The sequence below is a fragment of the Nonomuraea rosea genome (genome assembly GCF_039539705.1).
GTDB lineage: Bacteria > Actinomycetota > Actinomycetes > Streptosporangiales > Streptosporangiaceae > Nonomuraea > Nonomuraea rosea.
Window position 1 is genome coordinate 170,161 of sequence record NZ_BAABDQ010000002.1, and the last position, 21,043, is coordinate 191,203.

A 21,043-nucleotide genomic window follows, 5' to 3' on the forward strand; every position below is an offset into this window, starting at 1 on the left:
TCTATGTAACGTATGCGTAACGCGTTCTTGTGGTCAGAGCCGCACAGCCGTAGCGTTCGCAAGCGATCGGTTTCTGTTACAGGAGGCAGAAATGAGACGGACAGCGACCCGTCCTGGTCGCAGCGAACCGTGTCCCGTGGAGATCCGATGATCCGCAATCCCGTCCTGCCCGGCTTTCACCCGGATCCGTCCATCCTGCGGGTGGGTGACGACTACTACCTGGCCACCTCGACGTTCGAGTGGTATCCGGGCGTCCGCGTCCACCACTCGCGCGACCTGGTCGACTGGCGGCCCCTGGGCGGCCTCCTGACCGAGCGCCGGCTGCTCGACCTGTCCGGCGTGCCGGACTCCGGCGGCGTCTGGGCGCCCGACCTGACCTATGCCAACGGCCTGTTCCACCTCGTGTACGGCGTGATGGACACCTACGCCCACGGCTACAAGGACCTGGCGAACTACCTGACCACCGCCCCCGCCGTCGAAGGCCCGTGGTCGGACCCGGTCAGGCTGCCGGGACGCGGATTCGACGCCGCGCTCTTCCACGACGACGACGGGTCCTCGTACCTGCTGAACATGGTCTTCGACTCGCGCCCAGGGCGCGGGTTCTCCGGGATCGAGCTCCAGCCGCTCGGCGGCGGCAAGCCGCGGCTCATCCTGGAGAACCGGCACGTGACCGAGGGCCCGCACCTCTACCGGATCGACGGCTGGTACTACCTGATGGTCGCCGAGGGCGGCACCGGCTACGACCACTGCGTCAGCGTGCTCAGGTCCCGCGCCATCGAGGGGCCCTACGAGGCCGACCCCGCGGGGCCGATGCTCACCGCCCGCCACGATCCCGGGCTGGAGCTGCAGAAGGCCGGGCACGGCTGCCTCGTCCAGACGCAGGGCGGCGAGTGGTACCTCTCCCATCTGGTGGCGCGGCCGTACACGCCGCGCGGGCGATGCGTGCTGGGCAGGGAGAGCGCGATCCAGCGCGTCGAGTGGGATGGCGGGTGGCCCCGGGTGCCGGGCGGGGTCCCCGCGGTCGAGGTCCCGGCCCCGGCCGAGACCGTCCCCGCCTCCGCCGCGCCGCGCGGTCCGTGGCAGGTCGCCGGCGCCGACTGGAGCACGTTGCGCCGCCCGGCGACGCCGGACTGGGTGACGTTCGAGGAGGGCAGGGTGACGATCGAGGGCGGTCAGTCCCCGTACGGCCTGCGCACCCCCAGCCTCGTCGCCCGGCGCGTCACCAGCAGGCGCTGCACCTTCGAGGCGAGCGTGAGCTTCGAGCCGGACAGCGTGCACCAGTCCGCCGGGATCACCGCCTACTACAACTCGCGCAACTGGTACCACCTGGCCATCACCACCGACGGCCTCGTGCTGACCGGCAGCGACCAGGGCGCCAGGACCGTGCACTTCACGGGCGAGCCCGCGAGCCGGCTCGCGGTCGAGTTCGACGGCGAGGTGCTGCGCTTCTCCCGCGACGGCCAGGCCATCCCGGTGGAGCTGGACGCCACGATCCTGTCCGACGAGCACGCCGACGAGATCCTCGACGGCCGGATCCGGTCCTTCGGCTTCACCGGCGCGTTCGTCGGCCTGTGGGTGCAGGACCTGGCGGGCGAGGGGTGCCGGGCCACCTTCGACGACCCGAATTACCGGACGCGGTGATGGTCGCGCCCGCAACCCACGCGGAGATCACAGAGGAGATCACATGAGAAGCACGCGATGGCTCGCCGCGGCGGCGATCCTGACCCTCGCCGCGTGTGGCGGCGACCCGGGCACGTCGTCCCAGCCGGTCGGCCAGGCGGGCGCGGGCGGCCCGGTCACGCTGGACTACTGGACCGACAAGCAGGGCTCGGAGGCCGCGGTCGCCGCGTTCAACGCCGCGCACAAGGACGTGCAGCTCAGGTACGTCAAGACGCCCGCCGCCGACCTCGTCAAGAATCTGCGCAACGCTCACAAGGCCGGCGACAAGGCGACGATGCCGTGCATCGCCCAGGCCGACAACCGCAACGGCGGCCAGCTCCTGGCCGAAGGCGTGATCAAGGACCTCACCAAGGAGGTGGCCGGCAGCACGGCCGCGTTCTCGCCGGGCGGCGTGGAGTCCCTGACGCTCGCCGGGATCACCTACGGCGTGCCGGACAAGCGCGACCCGCTGTTCTCCATGTACTACAAGCCGATCTTCGACAAGCGCGGGCTGAAGTACCCCACCACGTGGGAGGAGCTCATCGAGGTCGGCAAGGGCCTGAAGAAGGACGGCATCGCCGTCTTCAACCTGGCCGGCGAGGACCCTTCGACGCTGATGGGCCTGGCCTGGCAGGCGGGCGCCCGCTGGTACACGATCCAGGGCGACGCCTGGAAGATCGACTTCACGGACGACGCGTCGAAGTGGTCGGCCGGCATCATGCAGCAGCTCCTCGACGGCGGCCTGGTGGAGAAGATCTCCTACGCCGAGTACGCCGCCATGATGCGCGAGTACGACCAGGGCAAGATCGCGATGCGTCAGGTCTCCACCTGGCAGCTCGCCGGCCACCAGCGCAACATGAAGGACTCCCTCGGCAAGTGGGAGGCCGGGCCCAACCTGCTCGTCAAGGGCCAGTCGCAGCCCGTGTCCGCGGCCGACACCGGCGCCCTGGTGGTGCCGTCGCTGTGCAAGGACACCGCCAAGGCGGCCGCGGCGGCGCTCTGGCTGGCCACGGAGAGCAAGCCGGTCGCGGCCATGGCCGACCCGGTGGGCGGCTCCGGCTGGTACCCGGCCGTCGCCGACCCCGCGCCCTACCTGGACGCGGTGCTGCCCAAGCAGCTCTGGGGCGAGCACGCGGAGGCGGGCAAGCAGGTGATCGCGGAGTCGGACAACTTCGCCGCCGGCTGGGTGTACGGGCCCAACTCCACCGCCATGTACGAAGAGCTGGCCGACAAGTGGGGCAAGGCCATGAACGGCGAGATGAAGGTGGCCGACGTGCTGGAGCACATGCAGCAGTGGACGGTCGCCGACCTGAAGCAGAAGGGCGTCAAGGTCGCCGGTTGACCGCCGTGCGGGGAGCCGGGCGGCTCCCCGCATGACTTCTAGGGAACCACTCATGTCTTCTGTGACACAGCGCAAGGGCGCGGCGTTCTCCGTGCCGTTCTTCGCCGGCTTCGTCTGCCTGTTCGTCATCCCGCTCGGCTACGCCGTCTACCAGAGCCTGTTCACCGTACGCACCTCGGGGCTGGGCATCGGCCCGCGTCAGGAGGTGTTCGCCGGCTTCGGTAACTTCGCGCGCGGGCTGTCCGACTCGACGTTCTGGGCGGCGGTGCTGCGGGTGACCGTGTTCGCGGCCGTCCAGATCCCGATCATGCTCACGTTGTCGCTCACGATGGCGCTGCTGCTCGACTCGGTCACCAAGCGGGTGGCGCACCGCTACCGGCTGGCGTTCCTGGTGCCGTACATGATCCCGGGGATCGTGGCGGCCCTGATGTGGATGTACATCTACAGCCCCCGCCTGGGGCCGCTGATGGACCTGACCGGGATCAACTTCTTCGCCTCCGAGCTGATCTGGGTCTCCATGGGGAACCTGCTCACCTGGGTGGGCGCCGGGTTCAACATGCTCATCGTCTACGGGGCGCTGCAGTCGGTGCCGCGCGAGATCTTCGACGCGGCCCGCGTGGACGGGGCCTCCGAGCTGCGCATCGCCCTGTCGATCAAGCTCCCGTACGTGCGGGGCGCGCTGGTGCTGACCGGCATGCTGTCGATCATCCACATGCTGCAGATCTTCAACGAGCCGCTGTTGTTCCGCAACGTGGTGCCCGAGGTCATCACCAAGGACTTCACGCCGATCATGATGATCTTCTACGAGGCGTTCGACAGCAACGACTACAACTACGCCGCCGCCCTGTCGATCATCCTGGCCGTCGTGGTCGGCATCATCTCCATGCTCTTCTACCGCTTCACGAACAGGGCCCAGCAACCATGACCACACTCGCAACCGCCGGGAAGCGGGACAGGCGGGCGGCCAGGGCCGCCGAGGGCCTGCCCGTCGGCGCCACGCAGTCGCGGATGTCGCAGGCGCTGGTCCTGTCCGGCTTGGGGCTGTTCGCGCTCTACTCCGTCGCCCCCGTCTGGTGGCTGATCGTCTCGGCCACCAAGAATCAGACCGACCTGCTCTACACCGGCGGGCTCTGGTTCGGTGAGTTCAATCTCGGCCGCAACCTGGGACAGGTCTTCACCTACGGCAACGGCATCTTCGGGCGCTGGGTGCTCAACTCCTTCCTCTACGCCGGCGTCGGCGCGGCGGTGTGCACGCTGATCTCGCTCGCGGCCGGCTACTCCCTCTCGCGCTTCTCCTTCCGCGGCAGGGGCACCGGGCTGGCCATGGTGATCGGCTCGTTCCTCATCCCGGGTGCGATGCTGACCATGCCGCTCTACCTGCTGTTCACCAAGATCGGGCTGGTCGACACCGTGTGGGCGGTGCTGCTGCCCGCCTTCATCAGCCCGTTCTCGGTCTACCTGGCGAAGGTGTACGTGGACGGCGCCGTGCCGCCCGAGCTGCTGGAGGCGGCGCGGATGGACGGCGCTGGTGAGCTGCGGATCTTCTTCCAGATCGTCACCCGGCTGATGACCACCGGCGCGGCCACCGTCTTCCTGCTCGCCTTCGTCAGCAACTGGAACGGCTTCTACCTGCCGCTCACCATGTTGCGCGGCGAGGACAAATGGCCGCTCAGCCTGGGCCTTTACGCCTGGAACCTGCAGCGCACCGAGGCCGAGACCGACCTGACCGCCCTCGTGCTCACCGGCTCCCTGCTGGCCGTCGTCCCGCTCGCCGTCTTCATGATCGCGATGCGCCGCTACTGGCAGTCGGGCGTGACTCTGGGCAGCCTCAAATGACCTTGCGGGGAGCCCCTGTACCGGCCGCAGACCGCGAGCGCTGCCTCTGGTCCGGCGCCGTAGCCAGCCTTCCTGATCGTCTTACGGGCAGGGCGCCTTGTACGGACGCCCGGGAACGTACTGCGCCCATTCGGCCTGCGTGATCGCCGTCCCCGAGGCTTCGCAGACGTTCGCGCTCGCCTGCTCGACGTTCACCCCCCAGAGCTGCGCGGCGAGCCCGGACGTGCCGGCCAGGACGCTGCCGTCCGCGCTGAACTCCAGGTCGCCCACCGGGCTCTGGCCCGCGAGCACCGCCCAGAGCACGGGCTTGGCGCGGTCGGAGACGTTCCAGATCCTGATCGTCATGTCCTGCGACCCGGTGGCCAGCGTCGTGCCGTCGGCGCCGAAGGCGACCCCGGTCACGTCCGACGCATGCCCCTGCAGGACGGCCAGCCGCTGCGGGCGCTCGGGCTTGGCGACGTCCCACAGCCGGGCCGTCCCGTCCGTGGCCGCCGTGGCCAGCGTCTTGCCGTCCTTGCTGAACCGCAGGTCGAGCACGCCGCCCGCATGCGCGGTGAAGTCGGCCAGCCGGCGCGGCTTGGCGGTCTTCGACACGTCCCAGAGCCGTACGGAGGCGGAGCCCGAGCCGGTCGCGAGCATCCGGCCGTCCGGGCTGAACGCGACCGGGCCGATCCGCTCGTCCACCCCGTCCAGCGCCGAGACCCGCTTGGGCGCGGCGGGCGCGGCCACGTTCCACAGCGCGGCCTTGCCGTCCCGGCCGGTCGTCGCGACCATCCGGCCGTCGGGGCTGTACACGACGGAGCGCACCCCGCCCGTGTGCCCCGTGAGCGTGCCCAGGAGTTTCGGGGTGGCCGGCTCGGCGAGGTCCCACAGCCGGACGGTCCCGTCGAGCGAGGCCGTGGCCAGGCGGCGGCCGTCCGGGCTGAAGCACGCCGCCAGGACGAGCCCGGTGTGCCCGCTCAGCGTGGACAGGGGAGTGGTCACCGCGGGGTCGGTGAGGTCCCACAGCTTGACGGTCTTGTCGTCGGACGCGGTGGCCAGCGTGCGGCCGTTCTTGGTGATCGCGAGCCCGTTCACCTGCGCCGTGTGGCCGGTGAGCCGGGTGCGGGGGGCGACGCGGGCGGGGTTGGCGACGTTCCACAGCCGGGCCGTGCCGTCGGCGGCGGAGGTGGCGAGGTTCTGGCCGTTCGGGCTGAACGCCACGCCGGTGACGCCGTCGGGGAAGCCGGTCAGGGTGGCGGTGAGCCGGGCGTCGCGCGGGTCCTCGACGTCCCACAGGCCGACGGTGGCGTCGGCGGACGCGCTGGCCAGGAAATCGCCGTCGGGGCTGAACACCACGTCGTCCGCCTGGGCCTGGTGCCCGCGCGCGGTGCCGGCCAGCTTGGCCGCGGTGATGTCCCACAGCTGTACCGCGCCCGTGGCGGCGGCCGTGGCGAGGTATCGGCCGTTGGGGGCGAACGCCACGCTCCTGAGTGCGCCTTCCTGCGAGGTCAGCACCGCCAGGCTGCTGGGCTGCGCGGGGGCGAGCACGTCGAGCAGGGTGAGGGTGCCGCCGGTGGAGGTGATCGCGATGATGCGCCCGTCGGGGCTGAAGGCGACCTTGGTCAGCGCGGTGCTCTGCTGGACGACGGAGACCTGTTTGGGCTTGGCGGGGTCCGCGACGTTCCACAGCCGCACCGACTTGTCGGCGGACGCGGTGGCCACGAGATCGCCCTTCGGGCTGAAGGCCACGGACGTCACCCGGTCCGTGTGCCCCTTGAGCGTGGCCAGGCTCTTGGGCTTGGCGGTGTCGGAGACGTTCCACAGCCGCGCGGTCTCGTCGGCGGAGCCGGTGGCCAGGACCTTGCCCGTGGCGTTGAACGTGGCCGCCGTCAGCGCCTTCGTGTGGCCCTTCGCGACGCCGAGCGCCTTGGGGCGGAGGGGGTCGGCGACGTTCCAGAGCCGGGCGGTGGCGTCGGCGGAGGCGCTGGCCACCACGCGGCCGTCGCTGCGGTAGGCCACCGATTCGACGGGGGCGGTGTGCCCCAGCATGCGCGCCCCGATCGGGCGGGTGAGGCTGCCGAGCAGCGCCCCGCGGGCCTCAGGGGTGGCCGAGAGCCGGTAGGCGCTCAGTGCGAGCTGGGCGCCGAGTGAGGTGTCGGGGGCGCTGTTGGCGGCGGCGGCGATCTGGCGGGAGAGCGCCTGGTCGCGCTGCGCGGCCGCCTCGGTGGCGCGCTGGCCGGCGTCTCTGCTCTGGAGCAGCGCCACGACGCCGCCGGCCGCCGCCACCAGGAACAGGACGGTGAGCGCGGCGATCGCGCCGCGGGCGATGAGCGAGCGCCTGCGCTGGCGGCGCGCGGACGCCCGGAGGAACTCGCGCTCCGTGGACGTGCCCGCCCGCTCGGTCATCGCCTGATTACCGGCGGCCGTCTGCTCGGCCATCGCCTGGTTGCCGGTGGCCTTGCCGACGGCCGTCTGCTTGGCCATCGCCTGATTACCGACGGCCGTCTGGGCCGCGGCCAGCCGGGCGTCGGCGTACAGGTACGAGGACGGCTGCCCCTGCTGCTGCCACGCCTCGGCGTCCTCGGTCAGGCGGCGGCGGACGAGCAGCCCGGCCCGGTCGGCGCCGATCCAGCTCGCGAGCCGCGGCCAGGCCGTGATGAGCGCCTCATGGGTGAGCTCGGCGACGTCGTCCGCCACCGTGACGAGACGGGCACGGACGAACTCGCCCAGCACCTGCCGCGCGATGGACGGCGTCGCGGGCAGCAGCTCGGCGAGCGGAACCCGCCTGCGCGACGCCTCGCCCCGCTCGTCCACCCGGACCAGCCCGGTCAGCAGCTCCTGCGCGATCTGTTCCGACTCCGCGCCGAGCCGCCGCAGGCTCTCCTCCGCGCTCATCGCCAGGGCCCGCGCGACGCCGCCCGCCGCCTGGTAGTCCGCGACCGTCAGGACGTCGTCGTCCATCCGCCGCTGCCAGGTGGCCAGCAGGGCCTGGGAGAGCAGGGGCAGCACACCCCCCAACCGCTCCAGCGCCTCTTCCCCGGCCCGGACGTCCGCGAGGATCAGGTCGGTGAGCCCGGCCTCCAGGGACAGCCCGGATCGCGCGGCCGGCTCCTCGATCGCCGAGCGCAGCCCCGACTCGCTCATGGGCACGACGATCTCGGGACGCCGCATCGACTCCAGCAGGCCGGGATAGACGGCGCAGCGCCCGAAGTAGTCGGCGCGGACCGCGATCACCACGGCCGCCGACTTGGCCAGCTCGGCCAGCGCGGCCACGAACTGCCGTCTGACCTGCTCGCTCGCGCAGGCCGTGAACAGCTCCTCGAACTGGTCCACCAGCACCAGCAACCGCCCCGGGACATCGGGCAGCGCCCGCCGCACCCCGCCCGGATCCGACTCGATGATCGCGCGCAGGCGGACCGGGTCGAGGCGGCCGAGCCGGGCCAGCTCGCGGGCGAGCGCGGTGAGCGGATCGGCGCCGGGAACGAGCACGACGTACTCGCCGGCCATCTCGCTGCGCAGCGCGGGCAGCACCCCGGCGCGCAGCACCGACGACTTCCCGCAGCCCGGCGATCCGGTCACGATGAGCGGATCGCCGGGCCCGAACGCCTGCCGCACGCGCATCGTCAGCCATCTGGTCAGGTCTTCGCGGCCGAAGAACAGCGCGGACTGCTCGGGCCCGTACGCCGCCAGGCCCTGGTACGGCCCGGCGGTGACCGCCACGGGCCGGACCGGCGGTCCAGGGAGGGCGCTGGGGGGCGTGTGCGCCGGGTTGACCGCGAGCGCGGGCGGCTCGCCGAAGCCGGCGGCCGTGCGGCGCGGGCGGGGGAAGCCCGAGCCGGGCAGCGAGCGGGCCAGGCGCTCGTAGACGTGGTCGAGCGTGAACGACGCGGGGCCGCCCTGCTCGCCCTCGTTGAGCAGCCTCAGCAGCGCCCCGCTGAGCGCCGTGTGCCGGACGCCGGGCAGCGCCCACGCGTTCTCGTCCCTGCTGGACGACGTGAGCAGGTACGCGCCCCGCCACGCCGGGTCCGGCACGCTCTCGGGAGCCGGCCGGCCGCTGCCCCTGAAGCAGCAGTCCAGCACGACGACCGAACGCTCGGCCCGTGAGGTCGCCAGGATGTCGCGCACCACGGCGTACGGGAGCGCCTGGTAGCCGGGAACGCCCTGGGCGAGGTTCACGGTGGCGCGCGTGGCCAGGTGCAGCTCGTTGTCGGGGCTGAACACGCCGTGTCCCACGTAGTAGAACAGCAGGGCGGACGTGGCCTCCTGCGCCGCCTTGGCCAGCGCCTCGCCCAGGTTGGCCGGGGTCGCGGGGTCGAGCAGCACCGTCAGGTTCGCCGGGTTGAGCCCCGCCCGCTCGACCAGGCACTGGCCGAGGTCGGTGAGGGTCGCCGGGACCGCGGGAGCCTGCGGCAGGCTCGACGAGGGGCGGTGCGCGCCCGTCCCCGCGATCAGGACCCGGACCCCCTCCGAGGCCAGCAGCAGGGGTGGACCGTTCCACGGGGCCTGCCGTACGAGCCGGGTCTGCGTCGCAGAATCGTTCTCGGTCATCCGGCGCTCCACGGCATGGGAGATCAGTCGGCCACAGTGACAGTTGTCGGCGAGGCGCCGTGTGCGGCGACAGCTTCGGCCCGAAAGGACGAGCCGGCTGATCCGGACGACCCCCCGATCGGCACATATCGCATGCGGGAAAAGCGGGCGAGCCCGCGTTTCCCGGTTGTTAGGGTACGCAGGTCTTCGCCCGCCGTCGAGGGGTGCGGGCCCTTGACCTACCAGTTCGCGGGCAGCCCGGAGGTGGTGGCGGGCAGGGCGTGGCCGGGCGGGTGGATGACGTACGTGACGCCGCCGCTGCTGGAGCTGCGCAGCCACACGTTCTCGAACGCGGCCCGCGGATAGACGTGCCGCACGGCGGTGTTGCTGGACGAGGCCGGGTCGTTGGCGATCACGTCGCCCGCCGTGGTGAAGCCGACGATCGCCATCAGGTGGCCGTTGGTGCCGTACCCGGCGCCGGGCAGCTCGCCCTTCTTGAACGACTGCGAGGTGATGACCGGGATGCCGGCCTTGATGAGCTGTTCCAGCTCGGTCAGCGAGCGCAGCCGGGTGATGAAGCCGTCCATGCCGTAGCGTCCCGCGTAGGCGGTGTTGAACGGCCAGTTGCCGGCGCCCTGGTAGGCGTGGTCGTAGGTGTAGCGGGCGGCGTAGTCCACCTCCGGGTTGGGGTCGGCGGGATCGACCCAGGAGGTGTCCTGCGCGCTCGGCCACTTGCCCCAGAAGCCGAGGATCATGGTGGTCGAGGTGGGGCTGCACCACGCCTCGCCGCCGCCGTCCCATTCGGGGTAGTGGCCCTGGTGGACGTTCTGGGAGCGGCGCGGCACGGCCAGCTCCGTCCCCCACGCGCCGCCGCCCGGGCTGACCGGCACGGTCTTGCGCTCGGGCACGTTGGAGGCCATGACGCCGGACGTGCGCACGCGCGGCGTGATCGCCGAGCCCGGCGTGCGGTAGAGGGTCAGGCGCAGCTGGTAGGCGCTGACGGGCTTGCCCGCCGCCGCGACCAGGGTGTCCACGGCGACCGTGGCGTCCGCGTCGCCCTGACCGGGCACCGAGGTGCGGCGGATGTCGCCTTCGGCGTAGGCCCAGCGGCCGAGCGAGTACCACGTGGTCAGGCCCTCCGCGTTCCTGGCGCGGGTCTCGATCTGCAGCCAGCTGCCCTGGGGGAGGTCGGCGGTCCAGGAGGCGATCAGCTCGGTGGCCGGGAACCCGACGGGCCGCTCGGGGCCGGTCCAGCGGGCGTACTCCCAGGTCTTGGTGCCGAGCGCGTCGGTGTAGGAGGTGGTGCCCGCCGCCGTGCCGAACGACAGCCCGTCGCCGGCCGTGGTGCCCTCCTGGGTGCCGGTGGCGAAGTCGGCCCGCTGGAAGACCACGTCAGGGGTCGCGGCGGCTGGTTTGGTATCGGCCCTCGCGGCCGCCGTGGTGAAGGTCATGATGAGGAGGCCGAGCAGGAACACGGTCAGCGCGCGCATGTACTCACCTTTTTGGAAGGCGCCGGATGCGGCTGACATTAAGCACAGCAGGCGGGTAAGGCATCGGGAAATCTACGTATCGGCATGAACCATCGGATCCATGACTTCTCACGGCATGAACCCGGATGGAAGGGTGACTCGGGAGAATGAGCTGACCACAGGAAGCAGGACATGCGGAAATATGTGATTTTGGGGGTGCAGGGCAGCGGCAAGGGCACGCAGAGCGCCTTGCTCGCCGGCGACCTCGATCTGGTGCACATCAGCGTCGGCGACATCTTCCGCTGGCATGTGAAACACCACACCAAGCTCGGCGCGCAGGTCCGCCGGCTGGTCGCGGCGGGTGAGCTGGTGGGTGACGACCTGGTGGAGGACGTCGTCAGGGAACGGCTCCAGCAGCACGACTGGAACTACGGGTTCGTCATCGACGGCTTCCCGCGCAACCGGCGTCAGGCGGAGTTCTTCCTGGAGAGCTACGACATCGACGGGGTGATCCACCTGGACCTCCCGGACGAGGAGGTACGGCGGCGCGTCCTGGCGCGGCGGCTGTGCTCGCGGTGCGGCATGGACTACAACCTGATCGCCCACCGGCCCGAGACGGAGGGGCGGTGCGACGTGTGCGGCGGGGAGCTGGTCAGCCGGGAGGACGACAGCCCGGAGGCGCTCGCCAGGCGGCTGCAGGAGTATCACAGCAAGATCGACCCGGTGGTGGAGCTGTTCCGCCGCAAGGAATACGTCATGACGATCGACGCCCGCGCCGACAAGGCCACCGTCCAGCGCACCATCCGCACCCGCTTCAACCTCCCGCCGTACCTCCCGTCCCAGGAGGAGCCGGTACGGCTGTCCGGCTAGAGCTAGAGCCGCGAAGGCGGAAGTTTCTCCAATATCTGCACTCAACCTCCGCCAAGTCCGGTGATCCTCGGCGCATTCGGAGGATCGGATGGGGGCGTGAGGTTCTTCGCCGCCCAGTTGCTCCGCTTCGCGTGGGCCGAGGCCAGGTCGTGCGCGTTCGCCGTCGCCCTGTTCGCGGGGCTGGCCGTGTCGTCGGTCCTGCCGCTGCCGATCCCGCGCTACGACGCGCTGCTCGTCTACGCCGTGGGCGTCACGGTGCTCTTCCGCGTCCTGCGGTGGGAGAGCACCGCGGAGACCGTGGTCATCGCCGGGTTCCACCTGGTCGGGCTCGCCTTTGAGATGATCAAGGTACGGCTCGGGTCGTGGAGCTATCCGGAGGACGCCTGCACCAAGGTCGGCGGGGTGCCGCTGTACAGCGGGTTCCTCTACGCCGCGGTGGGCAGCTACGTCTGCACGGCCTGGCGGATCTTCTCGTTGCGCCTGGTGGCCTACCGGACGGTGCCGGTGACCCTGGTGGCGCTGGCGATCTACGTGAACTTCGTCAGCCAGCACTGGTGGATCGACCTGCGGGTTCCTCTCGCCTTCGCGCTCGTCCTGGTCACGTGGGGGACGGTGGTGCACTTCATCGTGGGCGGGCACCGCTACCAGATGCCGCTGGTGCTGTCGCTCGCGCTCATCGGGTTCTTCCTGTGGGTGGCCGAGAACCTCGCGACCTTCCTCGGCGCCTGGCAGTACCCGTACCAGCGGGAGACCTGGCGGCTGGTCCACCCCGCCAAGTTCGGGGCCTGGGCGCTGCTGGTCAGCGTCACGTTCGTGATCGTGGCCACCTGGCAGGCGAGCCGGGGACGGCTGCACCTGACGGCGGCGTCGCGGGGGGCCTCGCGGGGCTGGGCGCTGCCGGTGCGCCGGATCCCGCAAGCACCCGGCGACCGCTGACCACCGCGGCGTGGCGGGGGCGTCCCGGGGGCAAAGACTCGGCCACGGCGGTGCATGGGTCGGGTGTGGTCGCCGGTGCGCACGGGTTCCGTACGAGGAGGATCGCACCGGGTCGAGCAGGCACGGAACGTTCACGCGGGGAGAACGAGATGAGCATGCCCAAGATCGCGGCGACGATCGCGCTCGCCGCGCTGAGCGGCTGCGTCGCCCCCGCCGCCGGATCCGTGGCGGCGCGGCCGGTCCACGACGCCGTCGCCCCCGTGCCCCGGAGCGCGAGCCTGCGGATCGCCAAGAGCGTCGCCCCGAACCCCATGATCATCGGCGGCGAGTCCGTCTACGCGGTGACCGTCACGAACACCGGCGACCAGGACGCCGAGAACGTGCGGATCACCGATGTCCTGGACCCCGACGTCACCCTCGTCAGGATCCCCGCCGGCTGCTCCAGCGCCGGCCGGAGCATCGCCTGCGGCGGCCCGGGCCTGACGATCGGCCCGGGGGACAGCGTGACGTACCGGATCCCCGTCACCACCGACCCGGCCCTGCCCGACGGCACGAACGTGCGCACCCGCGCCCAGGTCTCGGCCTCAGGAGTGCCCGAGGACGCCACCCAGCTCGTCAGCCAGACCCGTACGCTGACCGACGCCGAGATCACCAAGACCGCCCCCGCCTCCGTGAACCCGGACGGCACCATCACCTACATCCTGACCGTCACCAATCACGGCCCCTCGCAGGCGGTGGACGTGACCGTGCAGGACGAGACCGACGGCAACCGGACCACGATCATCGACCGCCCGGCCGAATGCCCGGGCGGCGGCCTCACCCTCACCTGCCCCCTCGGGACGCTCGCCCCCGCCGAGAGCAGGACGTTCGCCTTCACCGTCGCGCCCGACGTCACCGGCGTGATCGAGAACTGCGCCGCCGTCTACACCGGCAGCCGCGAGGAGAACACCGCGAACAACCGCTCCTGCGCGGAGACCGCCGTGGAGCCCGTGAAGCCCGCGCAGTCCCCGAGCCCGACGCCCAGCCCGCCCACGCCTACGCCCACGCCGAGCCCGACGCTCACGGTGACGCCCACAGCGCCGGGGACACCCGCCGCGACCCCTGCGGAGAGCCCGGTGGCCGCGGGCCCGGACGAGAGCCCCGAGCCGGGCCCTCAGGAGGGCGGAACGGTGGAGGACGCGGGCCCGCCGCCCCCCAGGCCGGAGGCCGGGGACGAGGTCGCGGCCCCGCGCGAGGACAGGGACACCCTGCCCATGACCGGCGTCTCGGTCTGGATGCTCTGGCTCGGCGTGGCCGTGCTCCTCGCGGTCGGCCTGCTCGTCCGTTACTTCTCCCGCCGTGAGCCCACCGACGGCACCCCGTGACGGCCCGCCGGATGTCCGATTCGTGCAAGACCGGGCAGGCCCGCGCTTCCTACGGTGACGTACATGAGCATTCTCACCGACCGAATCCTCCATCCGGGGCAGGACGGATATGACGACGAGCGGCTCGGCATCAACCGGGCCGCCGAGTCCCGCCCCGCCCACGTCCTGACCGCCGCCACCGAGCAGGACGTCGCCGCCGCCGTACGGCTGGCCGCCGGGCGCGGACGGCCCGTCGCGGTGCTGGCCTCCGGGCACGGACCCTCGGCAACGGCCGACGACGCCGTCCTGATCAACACCGGCCGCATGACCGGCGTCCGCGTCGATCCGGTGCGTCGTACCGCCTGGGTCGAGGCCGGCGCGCGCTGGGCCGGCGTACTGGAGCAGACCACCCCGCACGGGCTCGCGCCGCTCAACGGCTCCAGCCCGAACGTGGGCGCCGTGGGCTACCTGACCGGCGGCGGCGCGGGCCTGCTCGGCCGCCGGTACGGCTTCGCCGCCGACCACGTGCGGCGGCTGCGGGTCGTCACGGCGGACGGCCAGGTCCGCGACGTCACGCCCGAGCGGCACCCCGACCTGTTCTGGGCGGTACGCGGCGGCAAGGACAACTTCGGCGTGGTCACCGCCATGGAGATCGACCTGTTCCCGGTCCCGCGCCTGTACGGCGGCGGCCTGTACTTCCCCGCCGAGTCCGTGCCGGGCGTGCTGCGCGCCTACGCCGAGTGGACGCGAGGGGTGCCGGAGGAGATGGCCTCCTCGGTGCTGCTGGCCGCCAATCCCGACCTGCCCGACGTCCCCGAGCCGCTCAGGGGCCGGTTCATGGCCCACGTCAGGATCGCCTACAGCGGCCGCCCGGAGGACGGAGCCGAGCTGGTACGGCCACTGCGCGAGCTCGGCCCGCGCCTGCTGGACACCATACGGGACATGCCGTACGCCGAGGTCGGGACCATCCACCACGAGCCCACGGCCATGCCCTTCGTCGCCTATGACCGCAACGTGCTGCTGCGCCCGCTGGACGAGGACGGCGTGGCCGCGCTCGTCTCGCTCGCGGGACCGCAGGCCGAAGCCCCGTTCATCGCCGAGCTGCGGCACTTCGAAGGCGCCTACGCGCGTGCCCCGGAGCCGCCCAACTGCGTCGGAGGCCGGGACGCCGCCTACTCGCTGTTCGTCGGGACCGATGCCGCGCAGGAGAGCCGGCGGCGGCGCGACGAGCTGTTCGGCGCCCTGCGCCCCTGGTGCACGGGCGGCGCGGTGCTGAACTTCATGGGCGTGGAGGACACGGGCACCGACCGGGTGCGCGCCGCCTACGCGCCGGCCGACTTCGACCGGCTCCGGCGGATCAAGGCGGCCCACGATCCGTCGAACCTGTTCCGCGTCAACTTCAACATCCCGCCGCGGGCCTGACTCATCGCGTGCGGGGCGGCTTCCCGTCCCGGCTCCACGACCCGAGCACCAGCAGCGTCTTCGTCCCCGTCACGTTCCCCGCCGTGCGCAGGCGGTCGATGACCTGCTGGAGATGCCCCAGATCCCGCACGCGTACGTGGATCAGCGCGTCGGGATCGCCGGCGATCGTGAACACCGCCTGCACCTCGGGCACGTCCGTCGCCGTGCGGATGATCTCGCTGACCGGCGTCGTGCCCGGATAACGTAGCTCGGTGAACGCCTCGATGCCCCACCCGAGCTTGGAGTAGTCGATCTGCACACTGAACCCGGTGATCACGCCGAGCTCCCGCAGCCGGTCCACCCGCCGCTTGACGGCCGCGACCGACAGCCCGACCAGCTCCGCCATCTCGGAGAACGTCCTGCGCCCGTCCTCCCGCAGCAGCCGCAGCACATGGTGATCGATGTCGTCCACCTCGGCCATGTGAGAACCTCTCTCTCAGGCGCAAAGAACATCGGCCGCGAAGCCCGGACCCTCACATTGTTTGCATCTTTCGCCGTACATTGCATCTAATACTTGCGCAAAAGCTGCCCGTGTTGCTGTGCTGGGAGTTACCCACGTACGAAGCCAGGAGGTCCGCGTGAGCGTGAGCGAGACTCCCGCCCCCGTGTCGCTCGACGACAAATACACGGCAGCCGACGGCCGCGTGCTCATCTCGGGCATCCAGGCCCTGATCCGCCTGACGCTCGAACAGCGCCGCCTCGACCAGGAGCGCGGCCTGGACACCCGGGTGTTCGTGTCCGGGTACCAGGGCTCGCCGCTCGGCGGGGTGGACCTGGAGATGGGACGCGCGCGGAGGTTCCTGGAGCAGGCGGGCGTGGTGTTCCAGCCCGGCCTGAACGAGGAGCTCGCCGCCACCTCCGTCGCCGGCACCCAGCTGCTCGGCCAGGTGCCGGGCCGGCGCCACGACGGCGTGACCGGCTTCTGGTACGGCAAGAACCCCGGCCTCGACCGGGCCGCCGACGCCATCAGGCACGCGAACACCGCCGGCACCGCGGCCCTGGGCGGCGCGGTGGCCTGGATCGGCGACGACCCCGGCTGCAAGTCCTCCACGCTGCCCAGCTCGTGCGAGCCGATGTGCCAGAGCCTGTCGATGCCGCTGCTCGCGCCCGGCTCGGTCGGGGAGATCGTCGAGTTCGGGCTGCACGCCGTCGCCATGTCCCGCGCCACCGGCCTCTGGGTCGGGCTGAAGATCGTCGCGGACATCGCCGACGCCTCCGCCACCGTGGACCTGGGCCCGCTGCGCGCGGGCATCCCGGCCCCGGAGCGCGAGCCGGGCGGCGCGGTCCCCATCCTGCTCGGCCCCGCCGCGCTCGACGCCGAGCACGACGTGCTCACCCGCCGGCTCGACCTGGCCCGCGCGTACGCCCGCGCGCACGGCCTCAACCGGATCATGTCGGGCCAGGGCAACACCGCCCTGGGCATCCTGGCCTCGGGCACCACGTACGCGGTCGTGCTGCGCGCGCTGGCCGACCTCGGCCTGGACGAGGCCGCGCTGGACGCACTCGGGGTGCGGCTGATCAGGCTCGGGATGCCGTTCCCCATCGCGTACGACGAGCTGGCCGCCATGACCGCCGACCTGGACCGGGTGCTCGTGGTCGAGGACAAGGTGCCGTTCCTGGAAGGGCAGCTCAAGCAGGCACTTTACGGCGGCGAGCGCGCCCCCGCGATCGCCGGCAGGGAGCTGCTGACCGCCCGCGGCACGCTCGCCGCCGAGGACGTGGCCAAGGCCGTAGCCACCTGCCTGGGCATCGAACGGCCCCGTCGTCCGCGCCGCCGCGGCCTGCTGCCCGTGGTGGCCGCGCGCACCCCCTACTTCTGCTCGGGCTGCCCGCACAACACCTCCACCCGCACCTCCGACGACACCCTGGTCGGCGTCGGCATCGGCTGCCACGCCATGATCGCGCTCGACGGGCACGGACGCGGCACCCAGGTCGGCCTCACCCAGATGGGCGGCGAAGGGGCGCAGTGGATCGGCCTGTCGCCGTTCACCGACGACCGGCATTTCGTCCAGAACCTCGGCGACGGCACCTTCCACCACTCCGGCTCCCTGGCGATCAGGGCCGCGGTGGCGGCGGGGGTGACGATGACGTACAAGCTGCTCTACAACGACGCCGTCGCCATGACCGGCGGCCAGCGCGCCGAGGGCCGGCTGGACGTGCCCGCGCTGACCCGCGAGCTGGCCGTCGAGGGCGTGCGGCGGGTGGTGGTCACGACGCCGGAGCCGGAGACGTACCGAGGGGTGCGGCTGGCGGCGAACGCGTCCGTGCGGCACCGCGACGACCTCCCCGAGGTCGAGAAGGAGCTGGCGGCGCTCGACGGCGTGACCGTGCTGATCCACGACGACCGGTGCGCGGCCGAGGAGCGGCGGCTGCGCAAGCGCGGCAAGCTGCCCGTGCCGACCAGGAAGGTCGTGGTCAACGAGCGCGTCTGCGAGGGCTGCGGCGACTGCGGCGACGTCTCCACGTGCCTGTCCGTGCAGCCCGTCGAGACCGAGTACGGCCGCAAGACCCGCATCCACCAGGCCTCCTGCAACTCCGACCTGAGCTGCCTCAAGGGCGACTGCCCGTCGTTCCTGCTGGTCGAGCCGGGTACGAAACGGGCGCACGAGACCCCTGGGCTGCCCTTCGAGCCGCCGGAGCCCGAGTCCAGGCCCGGGGGAGAGGTGCTGGTCAGGATGCCCGGCATCGGCGGCACCGGCGTGGTCACCGTCTCGCAGATCCTGCAGATGGCCGCCCATCTCGACGGGCTGCACGCCGCCGGGCTGGAGCAGACCGGGCTGGCCCAGAAGGGCGGGCCGGTGGTCAGCGACGTGCGGATCTCGCCGCGGCCGGTCAGCGGCTCCGTCCGCGCCTCGCAGGGCACCGCCGACGTGCTCATCGGGTTCGACCTGCTCGGGTCGGCGGCCGACGGCAACCTGGCCGTCGCGTCCCCCGAGCGCACCGTCGCCGTCCTGAACACCTCCGTCGTCCCCACGGCCGCCATGGTCACCGGCCGGGTGGCCGTGCCGGGGCACGCCGAGGCGGTCACCCGCGTCGAGTCCGCCGCCAGGAGCACCATCTGCCTGGACGCCCACGAGCTGGCAGAAGCCCTGTTCGGCGACCACATGCCGGCCAACCTGCTGCTGCTCGGCGCCGCCTACCAGCACGGCTGCCTGCCGGTCTCGGCCGCGTCCGTGGAGCGGGCCATCACCCTCAACAGGGCCGCCGTCGAGCAGAACCTCGCCGCCTTCCGCTGGGGCCGCGCCGCCGCGGCCGACCCGGAGCTCGTGCGCAAGACCGTGCTGCCCGCCGCCGAGCCCGAGCCCGAGGGGCTCGACCAGGTCGTGGCCGCCCGCGCCGCCGACCTGACCGGCTACCAGAACGCGGCCTACGCCCGTACGTACACCGAGGACGTGCGCCACGTGGCGGCCGTCGCGGCCGAGCGGGCGGGCGCGGAGGCGGGCGCCGCGATCGCCCTCGCCTACGCCCGCGGCCTGCACAAGCTCATGGCCTACAAGGACGAGTACGAGGTCGCCCGCCTGCACCTCGACCCGGCCGAGAAGGCGCGCAGGGAGCGCGAGTTCGGCCGGGGCGCGGTCGTGTCCGTGCTGCTGCACCCGCCGCTGCTGCGCGCCATGGGCATGAAGCGCAAGATCGAGGTACGCCGCTCGGCCGGCGTCCTGTTCCGCGGGCTGCGGGCGGCCAAGGTGCTGCGGGGCACGGCGTTCGACGTGTTCGGCCTGGCCAAGGTACGCCGCGTCGAACGCGCCCTCGTCGCCGAGTACCGTGACCTGATGCGCGCCGCCCTGACCCGGCTCACTCCCGGCACCGCCGACGCCGTCGAGGAGATCGCGGGCCTGCCCGACCTGATCCGCGGGTACGAGGACATCAAGCTCGCCAGGGTCGCCGAGTTCCGAGAGCGCGCCGGCACCGCCCTGACGCGGCTGGGCGAGCCCGCCGCCGCACACCCCGCCTGAGCCAGGAGTGACCGTGACAGTCGACCGCCTGCTGCCCGACCAGGACGCCAAGGACCTCATCGAGCTGACCCGCGAGATCGCCGGCAAGGAGCTCGCGCGCCGGGTCGACGAGCATGAGCGCGCCGAGACGTACCCGGACGGGTTGTTCGCCACGCTGGGTGCCGCGGGGCTGCTCGGGCTGCCGTACCCGGAGGAGCTTGGGGGCGGCGGGCAGCCGTACGAGGTCTACCTCCAGGTGATCGAGGAGCTGGCGATGCGGTGGGCCGCCGTCGCGGTCGCGACCAGCGTGCACACGCTCGCCTGCTTCCCCGTGGCCGCCTACGGCACCCCCGAGCAGCGCGACCGGTGGCTGCCCGACATGCTGGCCGGACGCCTGGTCGGCGGCTACAGCCTGTCGGAGCCGCAGGCCGGCTCCGACGCGGGCGCGCTCACCTGCAAGGCGGAGCGGGTGGAGAACGGCTACCGGATCACCGGCAACAAGGCGTGGATCACGCACGGCGGCATCGCGGACTTCTACGCCCTGTTCGCCAGGACGGGGGAGGGCTCGCGGGGCATCTCCTGCTTCCTCGCACCGGGGGCGGCCGACGGGCTCTCGTTCGGGCGGCCCGAGGAGAAGATGGGGCTGCACGCCGTGCCGACGACCAGCGCGCACTGGGACGGCGCGGTCCTGGACGCCGACCGGCTGCTCGGCGAGGAGGGGCAGGGGCTGCAGATCGCCTTCAGCGCCCTCGACTCCGGCCGGCTGGGCATCGCCGCCTGCGCCACCGGGCTCGCCCAGGCGGCGCTGGACGAGGCCGTGGCCTACGCCAAGGAGCGGCAGACGTTCGGCAAGAAGATCATCGATCACCAGGGCCTCGGGTTCCTCCTCGCCGACATGGCCGCGGGGGTGGACAGCGCGCGGGCGACGTACCTGGACGCGGCCCGCCGGCGGGACGCGGGGCTGGCGTACAGCCGGCAGGCGAGTGTGGCCAAGCTGGTGGCGACCGACGTCGCGATGAAGGTCACCACCGACGCGGTGCAGGTCTTCGGCGGGTACGGATATACGCGCGAGTTCCGCGTGGAGCGCTATATGCGCGAGGCCAAGATCATGCAGATCTTCGAGGGCACGAACCAGATCCAGCGGCTGGTGATCAGCAGGCACCTGGCCAAGTAGCCTCTGACCGCGTGCTTCCCCCGTGCCCGGGCGCCAGGATGTCCTCGACACTCGATGGGGCACAGCGGCTTCCCGCTCGGCCAGGCGCTCCAGAAGAAGCATGCCGAAGGCGAGTCGGCGATTGCGGCCACCACCCAGAGAGCCGGAGACAAGATCAAGGCGAGGAGGGGCAGGATTGATGACGACGTTCAAGAAGTGGAACCGCGCCAAGCACGTTGAGCAGGCCGGAGGGGAAGAGGCTCTGGCCGAGACCCGACGGATGGTCGACGATTTCATTGACGCCTGGCAGCTCGCCCAACGCCGCAAGAGCGCCGCTCTAACGCGCCGCCATGATGGGTGTGACGAAGGCGCGTGTCTCACAGATCGAGCGTGGCGAAGTCTCATCAGTGGATGTGGTGGCCCGTTACGTGGAGGCCATCGGCGGACATCTTGAGCTCACCGCCAGTTTCCCCGGCGGCACCTACCGGCTACGCGCCAGCAGGATGCGGAAGACGCATAAGCGACACTTC

At 71.9% G+C, this 21,043-nt stretch carries 13 protein-coding genes; 10 read left to right on the forward strand and 3 right to left on the reverse strand.

Going from position 1 to position 21,043, the window contains the following annotated elements; all coding sequences use genetic code 11:
• Positions 1 to 147: 147 nt before the first annotated feature.
• From ABEA43_RS04810 to ABEA43_RS04825, 4 genes are read left to right on the forward strand one after another with little or no spacing between them, the layout of a single operon-like run.
• On the forward strand, positions 148 to 1,641 hold the full coding sequence (locus ABEA43_RS04810) for a glycoside hydrolase family 43 protein (RefSeq protein WP_345559071.1): 1,494 nt from the start codon (positions 148 to 150) through the stop codon (positions 1,639 to 1,641).
• A gap of 43 nt (positions 1,642 to 1,684) precedes the next feature.
• Positions 1,685 to 3,001 (forward strand): ABC transporter substrate-binding protein, encoded by a 1,317-nt coding sequence (locus tag ABEA43_RS04815; RefSeq protein ID WP_345559073.1) that lies wholly within the window; start codon positions 1,685 to 1,687, stop codon positions 2,999 to 3,001.
• A 52-nt stretch (positions 3,002 to 3,053) separates the two neighbouring features.
• Positions 3,054 to 3,926: a carbohydrate ABC transporter permease gene (locus tag ABEA43_RS04820; RefSeq protein ID WP_345559075.1), complete on the forward strand. Its 873-nt coding sequence runs from the start codon at positions 3,054 to 3,056 to the stop codon at positions 3,924 to 3,926.
• A complete protein-coding gene (locus ABEA43_RS04825; protein ID WP_345559077.1) occupies positions 3,923 to 4,837 on the forward strand; it encodes a carbohydrate ABC transporter permease in 915 nt (304 codons plus the stop codon). The genes ABEA43_RS04820 and ABEA43_RS04825 overlap by 4 nt, the downstream gene beginning before the upstream one ends.
• Positions 4,838 to 4,918: 81 nt before the next feature.
• On the opposite strand, the gene ABEA43_RS04830 is transcribed toward ABEA43_RS04825, so the two are convergent.
• Both ABEA43_RS04830 and ABEA43_RS04835 read right to left on the reverse strand, forming a co-directional pair.
• On the reverse strand, positions 4,919 to 9,367 hold the full coding sequence (locus tag ABEA43_RS04830; RefSeq protein WP_345559079.1) for a caspase, EACC1-associated type: 4,449 nt from the start codon (positions 9,365 to 9,367) through the stop codon (positions 4,919 to 4,921).
• Positions 9,368 to 9,585: 218 nt separating this feature from the next.
• Positions 9,586 to 10,836, reverse strand: a complete 1,251-nt coding sequence (locus ABEA43_RS04835; RefSeq protein WP_345559081.1) for a C39 family peptidase — start codon at positions 10,834 to 10,836, stop codon at positions 9,586 to 9,588.
• Between the two features lie 171 nt (positions 10,837 to 11,007).
• Here ABEA43_RS04835 and ABEA43_RS04840 point away from each other — a divergent pair, with 171 nt between their 5' ends.
• The 4 genes from ABEA43_RS04840 (at position 11,008) to ABEA43_RS04855 (ending at position 15,386) form a co-directional block, all read left to right on the forward strand.
• On the forward strand, positions 11,008 to 11,685 hold the full coding sequence (locus ABEA43_RS04840) for an adenylate kinase family protein (RefSeq protein ID WP_345559083.1): 678 nt from the start codon (positions 11,008 to 11,010) through the stop codon (positions 11,683 to 11,685).
• Between the two features lie 96 nt (positions 11,686 to 11,781).
• On the forward strand, positions 11,782 to 12,621 hold the full coding sequence (locus ABEA43_RS04845) for a DUF817 domain-containing protein (protein ID WP_345559084.1): 840 nt from the start codon (positions 11,782 to 11,784) through the stop codon (positions 12,619 to 12,621).
• 149 nt (positions 12,622 to 12,770) lie between these two features.
• Positions 12,771 to 13,985, forward strand: coding sequence for an LPXTG cell wall anchor domain-containing protein (locus ABEA43_RS04850; RefSeq protein ID WP_345559086.1), 1,215 nt, complete (start codon positions 12,771 to 12,773; stop codon positions 13,983 to 13,985).
• A 63-nt stretch (positions 13,986 to 14,048) separates the two neighbouring features.
• A complete protein-coding gene (locus tag ABEA43_RS04855) occupies positions 14,049 to 15,386 on the forward strand; it encodes an FAD-binding oxidoreductase (RefSeq protein ID WP_345559088.1) in 1,338 nt (445 codons plus the stop codon).
• Between the two features lies 1 nt (position 15,387).
• On the opposite strand, the gene ABEA43_RS04860 is transcribed toward ABEA43_RS04855, so the two are convergent.
• Positions 15,388 to 15,846 (reverse strand): Lrp/AsnC family transcriptional regulator, encoded by a 459-nt coding sequence (locus ABEA43_RS04860; protein WP_345559090.1) that lies wholly within the window; start codon positions 15,844 to 15,846, stop codon positions 15,388 to 15,390.
• 157 nt (positions 15,847 to 16,003) lie between these two features.
• Between ABEA43_RS04860 and ABEA43_RS04865 the strand changes: the two genes are divergently transcribed.
• Entirely contained in the window at positions 16,004 to 19,381 is a 3,378-nt protein-coding gene (locus ABEA43_RS04865) for an indolepyruvate ferredoxin oxidoreductase family protein (RefSeq protein WP_345559092.1), read from the forward strand.
• Positions 19,382 to 19,394: 13 nt separating this feature from the next.
• Positions 19,395 to 20,534: an acyl-CoA dehydrogenase family protein gene (locus ABEA43_RS04870; RefSeq protein WP_345559094.1), complete on the forward strand. Its 1,140-nt coding sequence runs from the start codon at positions 19,395 to 19,397 to the stop codon at positions 20,532 to 20,534.
• The last annotated feature ends 509 nt before the right edge of the window (positions 20,535 to 21,043 follow it).